11 protein-coding genes are annotated in these 15,653 nt (G+C 74.2%); all 11 read left to right on the plus strand.

Annotated elements, in window-relative coordinates; translation table 11 throughout:
• Positions 1 to 23: 23 nt before the first annotated feature.
• The 11 genes from ACFC51_RS09225 (at position 24) to ACFC51_RS09275 (ending at position 15,476) form a co-directional block, all read left to right on the plus strand.
• A complete protein-coding gene (locus ACFC51_RS09225; protein WP_376527786.1) occupies positions 24 to 1,487 on the plus strand; it encodes a class I adenylate-forming enzyme family protein in 1,464 nt (487 codons plus the stop codon).
• Positions 1,484 to 2,677: a hypothetical protein gene (locus tag ACFC51_RS09230; RefSeq protein ID WP_376527789.1), complete on the plus strand. Its 1,194-nt coding sequence runs from the start codon at positions 1,484 to 1,486 to the stop codon at positions 2,675 to 2,677. The genes ACFC51_RS09225 and ACFC51_RS09230 overlap by 4 nt, the downstream gene beginning before the upstream one ends.
• Positions 2,677 to 3,318: an FMN-binding negative transcriptional regulator gene (locus ACFC51_RS09235; protein ID WP_376367983.1), complete on the plus strand. Its 642-nt coding sequence runs from the start codon at positions 2,677 to 2,679 to the stop codon at positions 3,316 to 3,318. Before ACFC51_RS09230 ends, ACFC51_RS09235 begins: the two co-directional genes overlap by 1 nt.
• A complete protein-coding gene (locus tag ACFC51_RS09240; RefSeq protein ID WP_376527792.1) occupies positions 3,315 to 6,428 on the plus strand; it encodes an AMP-binding protein in 3,114 nt (1,037 codons plus the stop codon). Before ACFC51_RS09235 ends, ACFC51_RS09240 begins: the two co-directional genes overlap by 4 nt.
• Positions 6,421 to 7,578: an alanine racemase gene (locus tag ACFC51_RS09245; RefSeq protein ID WP_376367979.1), complete on the plus strand. Its 1,158-nt coding sequence runs from the start codon at positions 6,421 to 6,423 to the stop codon at positions 7,576 to 7,578. The genes ACFC51_RS09240 and ACFC51_RS09245 overlap by 8 nt, the downstream gene beginning before the upstream one ends.
• 1 nt (position 7,579) lies before the next feature.
• Entirely contained in the window at positions 7,580 to 11,455 is a 3,876-nt protein-coding gene (locus ACFC51_RS09250) for an amino acid adenylation domain-containing protein (RefSeq protein ID WP_376414611.1), read from the plus strand.
• Positions 11,452 to 11,709, plus strand: a complete 258-nt coding sequence (locus tag ACFC51_RS09255; protein ID WP_376373097.1) for an acyl carrier protein — start codon at positions 11,452 to 11,454, stop codon at positions 11,707 to 11,709. Before ACFC51_RS09250 ends, ACFC51_RS09255 begins: the two co-directional genes overlap by 4 nt.
• 47 nt (positions 11,710 to 11,756) lie before the next feature.
• The gene (locus tag ACFC51_RS09260; protein ID WP_376373095.1) at positions 11,757 to 12,578 is read left to right on the plus strand and encodes a TauD/TfdA dioxygenase family protein; all 822 of its coding nucleotides are present in this window, start codon (positions 11,757 to 11,759) and stop codon (positions 12,576 to 12,578) included.
• A gap of 39 nt (positions 12,579 to 12,617) precedes the next feature.
• Positions 12,618 to 13,130 (plus strand): peroxiredoxin-like family protein, encoded by a 513-nt coding sequence (locus ACFC51_RS09265; RefSeq protein ID WP_376373093.1) that lies wholly within the window; start codon positions 12,618 to 12,620, stop codon positions 13,128 to 13,130.
• A 142-nt stretch (positions 13,131 to 13,272) separates the two neighbouring features.
• Positions 13,273 to 14,052, plus strand: coding sequence for an enoyl-CoA hydratase/isomerase family protein (locus ACFC51_RS09270; RefSeq protein ID WP_376373090.1), 780 nt, complete (start codon positions 13,273 to 13,275; stop codon positions 14,050 to 14,052).
• Between the two features lie 2 nt (positions 14,053 to 14,054).
• Positions 14,055 to 15,476, plus strand: a complete 1,422-nt coding sequence (locus ACFC51_RS09275) for an asparagine synthase-related protein (protein WP_376373087.1) — start codon at positions 14,055 to 14,057, stop codon at positions 15,474 to 15,476.
• The last annotated feature ends 177 nt before the right edge of the window (positions 15,477 to 15,653 follow it).

Genomic DNA, 15,653 nt, shown 5'->3' on the forward strand with positions numbered 1-15,653 from the left:
CGGGTACCGCGGAGGGAGGGACGGTGTACGGACGTGCCGCGACGGAGGCCCGCGGCCCGGTGTACGCCGCGTTCCGCACCGTCGCTCTCGACCGGCCCGGTGCGACGGCGGTCATCGGTCCCGACGGGACGGCGACGACGTACGCGATGCTGCTCCGCGCGGTCGACGACGCGGCAGGGCGGCTCACGGCGGGGCTCGCCCCCGGCGAGGTCCTGGGCCTCGCGGCCGAGGACCCGCTGACCTTCGTCACCGTCTATCTGGCCGCCGCGAAGCTGGACACGGTGGCGGTCCTCCTCGACGGACGGCTCCCCGCCGGCGAACGGGCCCGCGACACCGAGAAGTTCGACCTGGACCTGCTGGCCGTGGACGCCCCCGGCCCCGGCGCCTTCGCGCTGGAACCGGCGGGCGCGCGGCGGACCGGCGCGCACGGCTACGCCCCCGACGACTTCGTGGTCCACTGCACGTCGGGGTCGACCGGCCGGCCCAAGGGCATCGTGATGAGCCAGGAAGCGGTCCTGGCCAGGGTCCTGCTGTGGGCCGGCGAGACGGAACTGGTCCCGGCCGACGTGGTGCTGTGCGCCCTGCCGCTGTGGCACTGCCACGGCATCGACGTCCTGACCCTCCCGGCCCTTCTGACCGGTGCCGCCGTCGTGTTCGCGCACGGCGCCCGGCTGACCGGCCGGGGCCTGGCCCGGTGCGTCGAGCGCCACGCGGTCACGGTCATGAGCGGACTGCCCGTCATGTACCGGATGCTCACCGAGGCGCGCGGCGTACCCGCCACGGCACTGGGCTCGCTGCGGCTCGCCGTCTCCGGCAGCGCACCACTGCCCACGCACACCCAGGAGAGCTTCCTGATCCGCTACGGGCTGCCCCTGCGCCAGGTGTACGGCCTCTCGGAGATCGCCGTCATCTGCTTCGACCGGGACTACACCGGCAACGGCTCCATCGGCACGCCCGTCGCCGGGGTGGAGTACCGCCTCGACCCGGTGCGCACACCCGAGGCGGCCGCCGGCACCGCCTACGAGCTCTCCGTACGCGGCCCCGCGCTCGCCCGGGGCTACTACCGCGACGCGGAGGCCACGGCGGAGATGTTCGAGGACGGATGGCTGCGCACCCGCGACCTCGTCCGGGTGGAGCCGGACGGCTGGTACGTCCTCGGCCGGCACTCCGCCTTCGTCAACGTCGCCGGGGAGAAGGTCGGTCCGCTGGAGGTCGAGGACGCCCTGCGCGCCTGCCCGGGAATCCGCGAGTGCGCGGTGGCCGGTGTCCCCGACCCCCGGACCACCGAACGCGTCGCCGCGCTGCTCGTCACCGGACCGGAGTTCGACCTGGATGCGACGCGCCGGCGACTCGGTGAGCGTCTGCGCTCCGGCCAACTGCCCCAGAGATACGCGTTCGCCGCGGCGCTGCCGCGGACGCCGCTCGGCAAGACGGACTACGCCGCGGTGCGGGAGCTCCTGGACACCGAAGAGAGGGATGCCACGTGATCGACGGCGCCACACAGGCCGCACCGGACGGTGTACGGGAGGAGACACGGGTGCCGGAAGGCGGGCCCGGGGTCGTCCCCGACGCCGCGGAGCGGCTCGACGCGATGGCGGACGGGCTGCACGCCGCGCTGGCGACCAGGCCGGCGGTGGAGTACGAACAGGACTCGGGCCCCGTGTACGCGGCGCTCAAGCGGTCCCGCGCCACCACCATGCTCATCCCGGCGGCCTGCGGCGGCCGCGGGGCGTCGGCGGTGGAGGCGGTGCGCTTCCAGGTCGCCCTCGGCGCGCTCGCGCCGTCCGCGGCCGTCGCCACGACCATGCACCACTACAAGATCGCCGCGCTGGGCCGGGTGGCCGCCACCGGCGACGAGCGGGCCGCCGCCATCCTCGCCGAGCTCGCAGGGGGAGCCCGGCTCGTCGCCTCGGGCGGCGCCGAGTCGATGCCCGGACGCGACCTGCGGAGCCTCGGCAGCCATGCCGTGCGCGGCCCCGACGGATATCGCGTCACGGGTCTGAAGCGGCCCTGCTCGCTCTCGACCAGCATGGACACGATGTCCCTGATGGTCGAGCTGCGCGCGCCCGACGGAACGCCCGAGGGGTACGCGCAGGCCTTCGTCGACGCCGGCGCGCAGGGGCTGGAGCGCGAGCCGTTCTGGCAGAGCCCGGCCTTCCGGGCGGCGGAGAGCCACGCCGTGCGGCTGGACGCGGTCCGGGTCGCGCCGGAGCGGGTGTTCCCGCTGCTCGGCGAGGCCGGCCGCCGCTTCGCCACCGACTGCTACACCTGGTTCCAGCTGCTGATCAGCGCCTCCTACCTGGGCGTCGCCTGCTGCCTGGCCGAGGCCACCCCCGAGGAACGGCGGGCCGGCTCCCGCGCCTGGAACGAGGCGGCCGAGGGGATACGCGGCCTCGAAGCCGGGCTCGTCGAGGCGGCACACGCGGTCGACGCGGGAGCGGACGCCGCCGAGCAGCTCGACGCCGCGACGCGCGCACGGGATCTCGTGGAGGACCGGCTGGCCGGACACGGCGGTCAGCTGCTCCGCGCGGCCGGAGGCGGCGCCTTCGCCCGCACCTGCTTCCACGCCCTGCTCGCCGGCGCGCTCAACGCGATCGCCTTCCACCCGCCGCAGCGCGGCGCCCGGGAGGGCATCGGCCTGGAGAGCCTGGCCCCTGACGTGAGGGACCGCGACTGATGTACACCCGCGAACAGTTCAGCCTTCCGCTGCCCGCCATGACCGCCTTCGTCCGGGCCAAGTCCTTCGGCGTCCTGGCCACGCACCACGCCGGCGAGATCCTCACCTCGCCGCTCCCCGTCGACCTGCGCTCCACCGACGACGGGGAACTGTTCGTCGCCGGGCACGTGGCCAGGGCCAACGACATGTCCGAGGTCTTCGCCACCGGCGCCCCCGCCACGATCACTGTGCTCGGGCCGGACACCTACGTGCCCGCCGAGTGGTTCGGCACCCGCAGCCGGATCCCGACGTGGCTGTACTGCGCGGTGGAGATCCGGGGCCGGCTGGAGCCCAGCGACCCCGGGCGGACCCGTGCCGACGTGGAGGTGATGATCGACCGGCTCCAGAGAAGCGCGGTCGAGGGCCCGCCCTGGACCCTGGACGAGATTCCGGCGAACCTCAGTGAGGGGTATCTGAAGGGCATCACCGGCTTCCGGCTGCGCGGCCTGCGGCTCACGTCGTGCTTCCGGCTCAACCAGCGCAAGGGCGGCACGGACACCCTGGCCGAGGCGCTGCGCGCCGACGCCGACAGCGCCGTGCGGGAGCTGGCACGGCTGGTCCTGGAGCCCCCGACCACCGGTGGCGGGTGCCCGGTCTCATGACGGAACACGCCCGGCCGGGGCCGTTCGTGCCCCTCGTACCGAGCGACCGCACCGCCGTCGAATGGTGCGGTCACCGGCTGACGTACGCCGAACTCGCCTCGGCCGTCGACGAGCTGACGGGCCTCCTCGTGGAGCGCGGCGCGCCACACACCCATGTGCTCGTCCTCGGCCCGCTGAGCCCGGCCTACGTCGTCGGGCTCCTCGCCACCCTGCGGTGCGGCGCGGTCCCCGTGCCGGTCGACGCCGGTCTGACGCCCGGCCAGTACGAGTGGACCGAGCGCACGGCGCAGCCGTCGGCCGTCATCAGCAGTGACGTCTCCACGGCCGGGCACTACCGGGGGGCGCTGCCGGCCGACGAGTTCGTGCTGGCTGCGGCCACCGGACGCGTCGTCCTGGACACCCCCGTACGGGGCGGGCCGCGCACGGTGCGGCGCCACGCGAGCGCCGACGCCGGCTACCTCATCCCCACGTCCGGGTCGACGGGTTCGCCCAAGGCGATCGTCGGCAGCCGCACCGGGCTGCACACCTTCCTCTCCTGGTTCACGGAGGAGTTCGCGCTCGACGGTGCGGACGTCTGCGCCGCCGTCACCCGGGTCAACTTCGACCCGTCCCTGCGCGAACTCCTCGCCGTGCTCGCGGTCGGCGGCAAGCTGTGCCTGCCCGCGCCCGACGCCCAGCTGGACCTGAAGGAGCTCGCCCGGCACCTGGTGTCGAGCAGGGCCACGACCGTCTTCCTCGTCCCCTCGCTCGCGCGGCGGATCGCCGACGTCCTGCGCGCCGAGTCCCTCCGCCTCGACGACCTGCGGCTCGGGTTCTTCGCGGGCGAGGTGCTGCCGCCCCGGGTCGTCGCCCGGTGGGCCGGACTGGCACCGCGGGCCGAGTGGGTGAACCTGTACGGGACGACCGAGGGGACCCTGTCCCAGCTGTTCCGCCGCGACGCCGGTGCCGCCACCGGCAGCTCCGCGCACGGCGTGCCGGTCGGGCGGCCCCGGCCGGGGATATCGGTGGAGGTCGAGGAGCCGGACGCCGACGGGTGCGGGGAGGTGCTCATCACCTCCCCGGCCCCGGCCCTCGGTGTCCTCGGCGAGGGCGACGGCCCGGAGCCCGGAACGTTCCCGGTACGGCCCCTGGGAGCGGTACTGCGGACCGGTGACAGCGGATTCTTCACCCCTCAGGGCGAGTTGATGATCGCGGGCAGGGTCGGCAACGACCTGAAGGTGTCCGGCCGGCGGGTCTCCTACCACCGGTTCGTCGACGAGGTGGAGGCACTGCCCGGCGTACGCCAGTGCGTGGTCGTCGACCGGGACGGGCCGCAGGCGTACGTCTCGGTCGACGCACCGGCCGAGGGGCGGGCGCCCTCACCGGCCGCGGCCGTGCGCGAGATCGCCCGGCGGCTCGGCCTGCCGCGCCCCGGCGTCCACCCGCGGGCCGAACTGCCGCTCCTGCGCAGCGGGAAGGTCGACCGGGTGGCGCTGGCCGCGTCGCCGGCCGGCACGGACCCCGCGGGGGACGCGGGCCCCGGAGGCGCCCCGGCCGGACAGGGGACGCACCCCGGGGAGACCGCGCCCGGGCAGGAGGCCGACGTCACCGGGACACTCCGCTCCCTGCTCCGCCTCGACGACGGCCTGCCCGCGACGACCGCCTTCGTCGACGCCGGTCTCACCTCGCTTGACCTGATGGAGTTCGCCCTGGAGGCGGAACGGCGCTTCGGGGTACGCCTCTCGGTGCAGGACTGCTTCCGCCACCGCGACCTCGCCTCGCTGGCCCGGACGATCGAGCGGACGCGCGGTGCGGCCCCCCTCACCGCCCAGCCCCCCGGCCCGGACACCGGCTCCCACTCCGAGGACACCGGCACCCATCCGCTGTCCACCCGGCAGTGGGCGTACCAGGCCCTGTGCATGGCGCACGGCAACGCCAACTGGTGCAACATCTCCCGGGAGACGCTGTTCGACCGGATCGTCACACCGGCCGAGGTACGGGCCGCCGCCGAGGTGCTCCTCGCCCGGCACGACGTGCTGCGTCTCGCTCTCACCCCGGACGGGACACGGCAGACGCACACCCCTGCCGCCGCCCTGGGCTGCCCGGTCACCCTGCACCGGGACGCACCGCCGGACGGCGGCAGTGCCGCGGACCACCGGGAGCGGGTCCAGCAGGCACGGGTCCGGGCGGTGTCGGAACTCCTCGACCCCACCGCCCCGCCGGTCCTGCGCCTCGTCGTCGTCCAGGGCCCCGGCATCACCTCCGTACTGGTCGTCGTGCACCACCTCTTCGTCGACGGGCTGAGCCTGGACCTGCTCGTCGGTGAACTCCGCTCGCTCCTTCGCGGGGAGCCGCCGGGCGACGCGCCGGACCCCCGGAGCTACCGCGACTACTGCCGGGCGACCGAGCGGGTCACGCGGCCGTACGCACCGGAGGCCGGCTACTGGAACGACCTGCTCAAGGGCGCCGCACAGGTCGAACTTCCGGCGACGCGGGGCGCGGACGGACGCGCCGGGATGCTGGTCTCCCGTCCGTTCGGGCTCACCGGCAGCCGCGCCGCCCACCGGATCGCCGCGAGGAGCGGCGTCTCGGTCTTCGCCGTGGTGCTCGCCGCCTACGAGGCGGCCGTCGCGCGGACCTTCGGCCTCGGCCCGCTCACCGTGGTCGTACCCGTCCAGGTGCGGCACGGCGTCCGCTCCGGCGCCGCGGGCATGTTCACCAGCCAGCTCGTCGTACGCGCCCAGGGCCCGGACGAACTGGACGAGCGCGCACGCGAGTTCGCGCGCCAGCTGGATGCCGGGGCGGCCGCCGGCGCCTGGGAGTTCGACCAGCGGGCCGCCGACGCCGGTCTCGCCGACGCCGAGTGCTTCCCGTTCTCGACGGTGCTCTTCAACCAGCACCCACGAGAGCGCGGCCTGCGCGTCCGCGACCTGGGGGACTGGCGCCCGCGCCCGCTCGGCCGGGAGCTGCGCTACCAGTTGCAGGGCGAACTCCAGATGTCGGCCGCCGAGATGGTGCTGACCTACTACTACCGGCAGGAGATCGCCGTGGACCGGCCCGATGTGATCGACCGGGTGCACGCGGACGTCGTCGCCGCGCTGTGCGCGGCGGAGAGGACCACGGGTGCGTGAGGACATGGCCAGGCCGGCCGACAGGGAGGCACGGCTGCTCGCCCGGCGGGCCGGCGGGACACCGGCGTACGTCTACAGCCGCGAGGCGCTGCGTGCTGCCGTCGGGCGGGTCCGCGCGGCCTCGCCGCCGGGAGCCGGTCTGTACTACTCGCTGAAGGCCAACCCGCATCCGGGGGTCGTGCAGGCCCTGGCCGCGCTGGTGGACGGCTTCGACGTCTGCTCGCTCGCTGAGCTGGAGACCGCCCTGAACACCGGAGTGCCGCCGCGCGACGTGCTGTTCACGGGGCCCGCGAAGTCCGGTGAGGAGGCCGAGGCCGCGCTCGCCGCGGGCGTCGCGGTGACCGTCGAGTCACCGAACCAGGCCCGCCTGTTCGCCGGGGCCGCGGCCGGACTCGGCGTCCCGGGACGGGCCGTCATCAGGCTGAACACGCTCTACCCGGGGCGCGTCGTCGGGGCCGAACCGTCGCCCAACCAGTTCGGTGTGGCGCCGGAGGACCTCGCCGAGGTCGTGGACGTCCTGCGCGCCTCCACGCTGTCCGTCACGGGGCTCCAGCTGTTCTGGGGGTCGCAGCACGCGGACGCCGACGTCATCACGGCCGCACGCGCGAGCATGACGGAGCAGGCACTGGCGTGCGTGGACCGGTTCGGGCTGACGGTGGACTTCGTGTCCGTGGGCGGCGGCATCGCCATGCCGTGGTGCGACGCGGACCCGGAGGTGGACTGGGCGGGACTCGCCGGAGCCGACGCCGAGGACCGGCTGCCCCTCGTCTGCGAGTACGGGCGGTCCCTCGTCGGCCCCGCGGGAAGCCTGCTGACCACGGTGCTCGACACCAAGACCGTCGGGGACCGCCGTTACGTCCTCGTCGACGCCGGGATCAACCACGTGTTCATCGCGAGCCGGCTGATCGCCGGAGGCGACCGGGGCGAACCACGCGTACGGGTGGTGGGCGCGCGGCCCGGCGCGGCGGTCGCCCCGGCCTGGGTCACCGGTCCGCTGTGCTCCCAGCTCGACGTGCTGGCCGAGGACGTCCGGCTGCCCGAGGTGGAGATCGGCGACCTGCTCCTCTTCGAGGGCGTCGGCGCCTACGGCCCGAGCTTCAGTCCCAGCGGCTTCCTGAGCCGCGACCAGGTGAGAGAGATCGTCTACTGAGATGCGCGACACCCTGACGCAGCCGGTCCCCGAGGGGGCCGCGCAGCCGGCGCTGAGCCCGATCCAGCGCGCCTATCTGGTGGGCGGCCAGGACGGACTCGAACTGAGCGGGCCCGCACGCTACTACCTCAGCTGCGACCTGAGCACGGACCGCGCCGCCGAGGTGGGCGCCCGGCTGCGCGCCCTGGTGCGCGACAGCGACATCCTCCGCACCGGCGTGTCCGCCGGCCTCGTGGTGCGGACCCTGCCCCCGGACGCGGCCCGTCACATCGACGTGGACGTCCGCTGGACCGACGACACCGGCTTCGACGGGGCGAACCGCAGGGTCCGGGAGGCATGCACGGCGGACGGGTTCGCCTTCGGCGACTGGCCGCAGTTCGAGGTCACGGTGGTGCGCACCGAGGACCGTGCCCGGCTGCACCTCGTCTACTCGCTGTGGCTGATGGACGCGGCGTCGCTCGCCGTGTTCCTCACCGGACTGGCCGCCGGGGAAGGCGCCCGCCCACGCACCCCGGTGGCCGGGGAGCCGGCGGAGCGGCGGACGCGCCGGGACCGCACGGCACGCGACGAGCGGTTCTGGCGCGAGCGGGCGGCAGCCCTTCCCGGTCCCGCGGAGCTGCCGCTGCGGCCCGGGTGGCGCCGGGCCGGACCGCGGGTGACCCACCGCACGGTCACCCTCGACGCGACGGAGGCGCGGCGCCTGCGCGAGCACGCGAGCAGCCTGGGGCTCACCCCCGCGATGGTCCATCTCGCGGTCTACGGCGTCGTCCTGGGCCGCCTCGGCGGCGGCTGCCCCCACACGGTCACGGTGCTGCGCTCGCTGCGGACCGCCGCGCCGGCCGCCGCCGCCCTGGGCAACCTGGGCACCACCATGCCCCTGGAGATCCCGGCCACCACGGGCCGCAGTTTCGCGGAGATCGCCAGGACCGTGCAGAGCGGCTTCCTGACCCAGTCGATGCACGGGTCGCTGGGCGGCGCGCAGATCGCACGCCTCGCCGGCCCCGACGCCGATCTGAGCCGGCTCACCCACCCCTTCGCGTTCACGGCACTCGAATCCGACGGCGCGGGCGAGAGCGCCGTGGGACTGCGCCGTCGCTGGGACGAGGTCCAGCTGCGGGTGCCGCAGGTGCTCATCGACCACCAGGTGATCACCGACTCCGACGGCACCGTCCGGCTGGGTTTCGACTGGCGGACGGACGCCTTCGACCCCGGCTTCGCCGAGGACTTCGTGACACGGTGCGCGGATCTCGTGACCACTCTGGCCGGCTCGGCCGACGCCTGGACGGCTCCTCCGGCACGCACCCTGGCCGCCGGCCCGACCCGGCCCGGCACCGGGAAGGACCGCCCCGCCGCCGGCAGGGCCCGCTCCGCCCCGGGGGCCGCGACCCTGCACGACCGCTTCCTGAGCACCGCCGCCGCGCACCCCGACGCGACCGCCGTGCACGACGCGGCCGGCAGCCTGAGCTACGCCGGACTGGCTGCCCTGGCCGGGGCGTTCGCCGGCACCCTGCGGGCGGCCGGTGCCAGGAGCGGGGACCGGGTCGCCGTCCACCTCCCCAGGGGGCGCGGGCAGGTGATCGCCGTACTGGGCAGCCTGATCGCCGGGTGCGTCTACGTACCGCTGGACCACGAGACCCCGCAGGGGCGCCTCGACAGCATCGCGCGCCGCGGCGACGTCCGCTTCGCGGTCACCGACGGCGCCCCGGCCGGCGACGAGCGCTGGACCCGACGCGGCGTGCGGCCGCTGCCGCTCCCGGCCGGCCCCGGCGGGCCCCGCGCGGACACGCCGCACCCGGCCTCCTGCCCGACCGCCTACGTCATCTTCACCTCGGGCTCGACCGGTGAGCCCAAGGGCGTCGTCCTCTCGCACGCGGCGGTCCTCAACACGGTCGACGCGGTCGACGAGGAGCTCGGTGTCACACGGGCCGACCGGGTGCTGTCCGTGTCCTCGATCGGTTTCGACCTCTCCGTGTACGACATCTTCGGCCCGCTGCTGCGCGGCGGCTCGGTCGTGATGCTCTCGCCGGAGAGCGCCAGGAACCCCGCACAGTGGGCCGAGCTCATCAACCGGCACGGGGTGACCCTGTGGAACTCCGCCCCGGCGCTGGCGTCGCTCCTGGCGGAGGAGGACCACGCCGTGCCGTCGGTGCGGGCGTTCCTGCTGAGCGGCGACTGGATCCCGACGGCTCTGCCGGGGGCCCTCGAACGCCTCGCACCGGGCGCGGAGATCGTCAGCCTGGGCGGGGCGACGGAGGGCGCGATCTGGTCGATCAGCCACCGGGTGACCGAGGCGGACCGCACGGGCCGCTCCATTCCCTACGGCAGGGCCCTGCCGGGCCAGGACATCCTCGTCCTCGACGCCGAACGGAACGTCTGCCCGCCCTGGCAGGTGGGCGAGATCCACATCGCGGGCGCCGGTCTCGCCGACGGCTACGCCAACGACCCGGAGAAGACCGCCGCCGCGTTCCTCCCCGACCCCGTGCACGGCACGCTCTACCGCACGGGGGACCGCGGACGCCGCCACCCCGACGGGGTGGTCGAATTCCTGGGGCGCACCGACGGCCAGGTCAAGCTCAACGGCCACCGCGTAGAGCTCGGGGAGATCGAGCACCGCGTGGAGAGCGCCCCCGGCGTCGTACGCTGCGCCGTCTGCGTCCGGGGCGAGGGACGCCGCAGGAAGCTCGTCGCCTACGTCACCCTCGCCGCCGGCGCGCCGGACGGCTGGCGCGAGGATGTGTCCGGGGTGCTCAGGGACACGCTGCCGCACTACATGCTGCCCGATGCGCTGGTCCCGCTCGACGCCCTCCCGCTGAACGGCAACGGCAAGCTGGACCGCCGCGCGCTGGCGGCGCTGCCCGTGCCCGGACGCGCCGTGGACGGTCCGGCCGCCGCGCGGTCCCGGACGACGCGGCAGCCGCACGCCCAGGACCTGTACACCCAGGAGATCGCCGGCTGCTGGCAGGAAGTCCTCGGAACGCCCCCGGGCGAGCAGTCCTTCTTCGAGGCGGGCGGGAGCTCGTACGACGCGATCCGGCTGCTCTCCCTGCTGCGCAGCAGGTTCGGCCGCACCGCACCGTTCGGGGCGTTCATGTCCCGTCCCACGGTGGCGGGGCTGGCCGAGCTCTGCCGGGGGACCCGCACCACGGGAACGCCCGGCGTCTGGACGCACCAGCCGCGGGCCGCCGCCGCGCCCCGGCTGCGGCTGGTCCTGTTCCCGCCGGTGGGCGGCGGGGCGTCCTGCTACTCCGGTCTGGTCCGGGAGCTCGCGGGCGACATCGACGTGCATGTCGTCGGCCTGGACACACCCCTGCCCCGCTCCGACGAGGGCCACGGCTCGCTCGCCGCGCTCTCGCGGCGCTGTCTGCGGGAGCTGCCCGCGCGGACGCTCACGGACGGGGTGCCCCTCGTCCTCGCCGGATGGTCCTTCGGGGGAGCGCTGGCCTTCGAGGCCGCCCGGGTCTGCGGCGCGGCCGTGGCGCGTGTCGTGGTGCTGGACACCCCCGCCTCGGGGTCCGGGCACGGCCGGGGTGACGAGGCGGACGAACCCGCACTCGAAGGGTTCCTGCGGGACGTGGTGGAGACGAGCGGCGTACGCGTGGACCCCGCGCAGGCGGCCGAGGACACCGAGTTCGGCACCAGGTTCGAGGTCTACCGGCAGAACCTGACGCTGCTGCGCGCCTGGGCGCCGCCGCCCGCCGACGTCCCCCTGGTCGAGTTCCGTGCCGCTCACGGGCCCGCCGAACCCGACCCCGCCGCCTGGGCCCGGCTCGCCCGCCGCGAGGAGGCCACGGTGCTGGCCGGCGGGCACTTCGACCTGGTCCGTGAGCACCACACCCGACGGATCGCCGACGCGATCGAAGGAGCGAAGAGCGAATGACCGAGTCCGAGGTACGCGCCGCGATCCACGAGGAGCTGACGGCGCACGGCTTCCCGTTCCTCAGGGACCGCCCCGGTCTCGACCTGATCAGCGCCGGGGTCAACTCGGCCGCCCTGATCCAGATCCTGTCCGCCCTGGAGGACAGGTTCGACGTGGACCTGGAGACGGAGCCGCTGTTCGCCGAGCCGGCGACGGTGGAGCGCCTCGAAGCGGAGATCACCCGCGCGGCCCGGCTCGCCCGCCCGTCCGGCTGACCGGGCCCTCCCCGCGCACCCGCACCGAACCTCACGAAGGAACAGACATGTCCGATGAAGACGCACCCCGGCAGCTGACCCCGTCCGGCATGGGCGCACTGCTCCCCTGGGACCCGGCCACCTCCGTCCAGGACCTGGCCCGGCGGGCCAGGCGCGTCGCGCTGGACAGCGGCTGCGCCCTGGTCCGGGGGGTCGAACTGGACGAGGCCGACTTCAAGGTCCTCGTCCGCTCGCTCGGCGACCGCGTCGACCACAAGTTCGGCGAGGGCCAGGCCGACCTGCTCAAGCTCGACGCCTCCCGCGACAAGGGGAAGGTGGTGACGGGCCGCGGACCGCTGCCCGTCCACACGGACGGCCTGCTCGTGGGGGAGCGCGTCGACCTGATCGTCCTGTACGCCGCCGAGTTCTCCGACGTCCCGGGCTCAGGCGAGACCTATGTCAGCGACCAGCTGACCGCGTGGGACGAGATGCCCGAGCACCTGCGGCGGGTCCTCGACGAGCACGAGCTCGAGTACCTCGTGACGGAGCGCGGTTACTTCCCCTCCGTCCCCGAGGACTGGTACACCATCCCGACCACCCGCGACCACGGCCGGGTGAAGTCGCTGAACCTCGCGACCGCCTTCTCCCGGGACGTCGAGCAGCGCTCCTGGGAGGTCCGGGTCAAAGGCATGGCGCCGGCGCGGTCCGACGCGTTCCTCACCGAGCTCGACGCCTTCCTGCGCGCGGAGCGCTACGCCTACACGCACCGCTGGCGGGCGGGGGACCTGCTGATCATCGACAACCAGCGGACCCTGCACGGCCGTACGGCCATCAGCGAGGGCGGCACCCGTGTCCTGTTCCGGGGGCAGCTGACCCTCTCCGTCGCCTAGAACCCGGTCCGTCCCACGTCCCCTCTGGAGGAGTTCTCCGTGCTCACGCCCCGACAGCCCGTACCCGCCCTGGACGTCCCCCTCGCCGGCGGCGGCCGCTGGGTCCTCGCGGACCAGCATCCGGACCGGTTCAGCCTGGTCGTCTTCTACCGGGGCGTGCACTGCCCCATGTGCCGGGCCCATGTGACCGAACTCGACGGTCTCGTCGACCGCTTCGCCGAGGTCGGCGTGGACCGCGTCCTCGCGGTGAGCGGCGACGACGAGGGCCGCGCCCGGCGGGCCGTCGACGAGTGGGGCATCACCCGGGTCCCGATCGGCTACGGGCTCCCCACGGAGTCGATGCGGCAGTGGGGGCTGCACCGCTCCAAGGCCATCAAGGAGGGCCAGCCCAACGAGTTCAACGAGCCAGGACTGTTCCTCGTCCGCCCGGACGGCACGCTGTACGCCGCGGTGCAGACCACCATGCCCTTCCTGCGTCCGCACCTCGACGAGGTCGTCGAGACGGTCCGCTGGATCAACGAGAACGACTATCCGGCCCGCGGCGAACTCTGATCCCCGCCGGCCGCCGGGCCCCCCGCGGCCGCCGGGCCCTCCCCGCCCGCCGGGTCCCCCACGGCCGCCCCGGCGGACACCCACCCCGGCACCGAGTGCAGTGAAACACCCCTTACCGCCACGGCAGTTGACAAGGAGAGACGTGACGACGACGGACGTTGTGCCGCAGAGCATCGCCTGCGAGGTGCTGCCCGGAGCGGTGGCCCTGGTGGAGTTCTCGCACGCGCACGAACAGAACCCGTTCAGCCGCACACGGATGCGTGAGCTGACCCGTCTGATGCGGGAACTGGACGGCGACGACGGCGTGAACTGCGTCGTCCTGTACGGCGGAGCGGGCCGGTCGTTCGGCGCCGGGGGTGACTTCAACGAGGTGTCGGAGTTCTCCGGCGGCGACGAGGTCGACGCCTGGATCGACGACATCACGGACCTGTACAGCACCGTCGCCGGGATATCCAAGCCGGTCGTGGCCGCGATCGACGGCTTCGCCATCGGCGTCGGCCTGCAGATCGCGCTCTGCTGCGACCTGCGCATCGGGAGCAGCGCCTCGAAGCTCGTGATGCCCGAGTTCAAGGTGGGCATCGCCTGCAACTTCGGCGGCTACATGCTGGAGACGGTGGTGGGCCGCAGCGTGATGCAGGAGATGCTCTACACCTGCGCCGAGTGGCCCGCCGAGCGGGCCCTCGCCGACCGGCTCCTGCACGAGGTGACCTCTCCCGGGGAACTGCTGGAGCGCGCCCTCGACCACGGCAGGCGCATCGCGGGGTACACCGCGGCGGCGGTCAGGTCGACCCGGGCCCGGGTCAACGGCCCGTACGTCGAGGGCCTGCGGCGTGTGCGTGAGGAAGGCAAGCAGTCCCACCGCACCGCGTTCTCGGCGGGCGAGGCCCAGCAGCGTATGCGCCGCATCATCGGAAAGGCCTGACCATGGCTCCGCTCAGCAAGTGGTGTGTCGTCAGCAACACCCCCCTGCCCGACCTGGCCGCACTGTCGGTCCACACGGGTACCGGCGTCCTGCACGTGTACCACCGGGGCCCCGAGGGGGCGGACCTGCCCGCCGATCCGCCGTTCACCCTCGACGTCGGCACCCTCCTCGCGGAGCCGGCCGGTGCGGGGGACGACCTGACGGCCTCCACCGTGCGGGTCGAACCGGACGCCGTCGTGGTCAGGGTCTCCGGGCTCAACGAGAACCCGGTCCACTACGCGGTCAACCGGATGCGCGGGCTCTTCGCGTACTTCACCGACCTGTTCCTCGCGCCGCTCGTCCTGCCGGCGCTCGGCCTGCCCGTCGAGCTGACGGGCACCGCCGTCGGCCACGCGTGCGGCACGCTGCTGCGCGGGGTGAACCGGCTCCCGCACAGCAGCGTGCACCGGACCCGCTACGACGACGGCCACTGGCGGACGGAGACCGGCGACCTGCACGATCCGCTGCGCGACTTCCGTGAGCCGCACCGCACGGACCCGCACGCCGCGGGTGAGGCCCAACTCGACGCACTGACGGCGGAGATCGAACGGATCGACCGGTCCACCCCGGCCGGTACGGGCTACGCCACCCTGCTCTCCGGCGGCATCGACTCCGGCACGGTGACCTACCTCGCGGCCACTTCCGGGCTCTCCGTCACCCCTTACAGCGTGGGCACCCCGTGGGGCGACGAACTCGCCGACGCGGCCGAGCTCTGCGCGGAGCTGGGCATCGGCCTCGAAGCGGTCCACCTGACCGAGGACGACATCATCGCCTCGATCCCGGAGGCCGTCCGCTGGCTGGGCGTGACCGAACCCGAGGTGGTGGAGGTCGCGCTCACCGCGACGTCGGTGCAGCGCCTCGGCGCCGTGCCGGCCGGACGGCCGCTGCTGACCGGCTACGGGAGCGACCTGATCAACGCCGGGCTTTACCGCCCCTTCGCGCACCACCACGAGCTGGTCGACCAGGTCCTCTCGGCCGTCGACCGCACCCGCCGCACCAACGAGCTCTCCGGCCGCATGCCACTCGCCTACGGCACCGGAGTCCACCACCCCTTCTGGTCCTGGCCCGTGATGCGGGTGGCGCTCGAGACCGCCCCCGAGTGCAAGGTGCGGGAGGGGAGGGAGAAGTACCACCTGCGGACCGCGATGGGCCGACGGGTCTCCGAACCGGTCGCCTGGCGGAAGAAGATCGCCGTGCACCACGGCGGCGGACTCCAGGACGGCGTGACACGCCGTCTGGAGAAGGAGACCGGCAGCACCGACCGGGAGCCGGTCTACCGGGCCTGCTTCGCGGAGCTCCTCGGCCGGTCCGCCCGGGGCGAGCTGGAGCCCGCCGACCCCCAGGACCTCTTCGAGCGCGCCCTGGGCCGCCTGCGGTTCCGCTGACCCCACGCGACCACCTGACGCGCCTCCGCCCGGCGGCCCGACCGCCCGACGCGCCTCCGCCCGCCCGACGGCGACATCCGCAGCTGCGTGTCGCCGGCCCTTCGTGACCATGCGAGGAAGACGAACCTTGCCGTATCCAGTCAGAGAATGCACGGCGCCGGAGACACCGCCCGAAGC

Origin of the sequence: Streptomyces sp. NPDC055962 (genome assembly GCF_042270185.1) — a bacterium.
Classification (GTDB): Bacteria; Actinomycetota; Actinomycetes; order Streptomycetales; family Streptomycetaceae; genus Streptomyces.

What these genes read in the sequence shown, in the direction of transcription:
- ACFC51_RS09235 (WP_376367983.1), top strand. Translation starts at nt 2,677, where the DNA reads ATGTACACCCGCGAACAGTTCAGCCTTCCGCTGCCCGCCATGACCGCC.
- ACFC51_RS09240 (WP_376527792.1), top strand. Translation starts at nt 3,315, where the DNA reads ATGACGGAACACGCCCGGCCGGGGCCGTTCGTGCCCCTCGTACCGAGC.
- ACFC51_RS09250 (WP_376414611.1), top strand. Translation starts at nt 7,580, where the DNA reads ATGCGCGACACCCTGACGCAGCCGGTCCCCGAGGGGGCCGCGCAGCCG.
- ACFC51_RS09255 (WP_376373097.1), top strand. Translation starts at nt 11,452, where the DNA reads ATGACCGAGTCCGAGGTACGCGCCGCGATCCACGAGGAGCTGACGGCG.
- ACFC51_RS09260 (WP_376373095.1), top strand. Translation starts at nt 11,757, where the DNA reads ATGTCCGATGAAGACGCACCCCGGCAGCTGACCCCGTCCGGCATGGGC.
- ACFC51_RS09275 (WP_376373087.1), top strand. Translation starts at nt 14,055, where the DNA reads ATGGCTCCGCTCAGCAAGTGGTGTGTCGTCAGCAACACCCCCCTGCCC.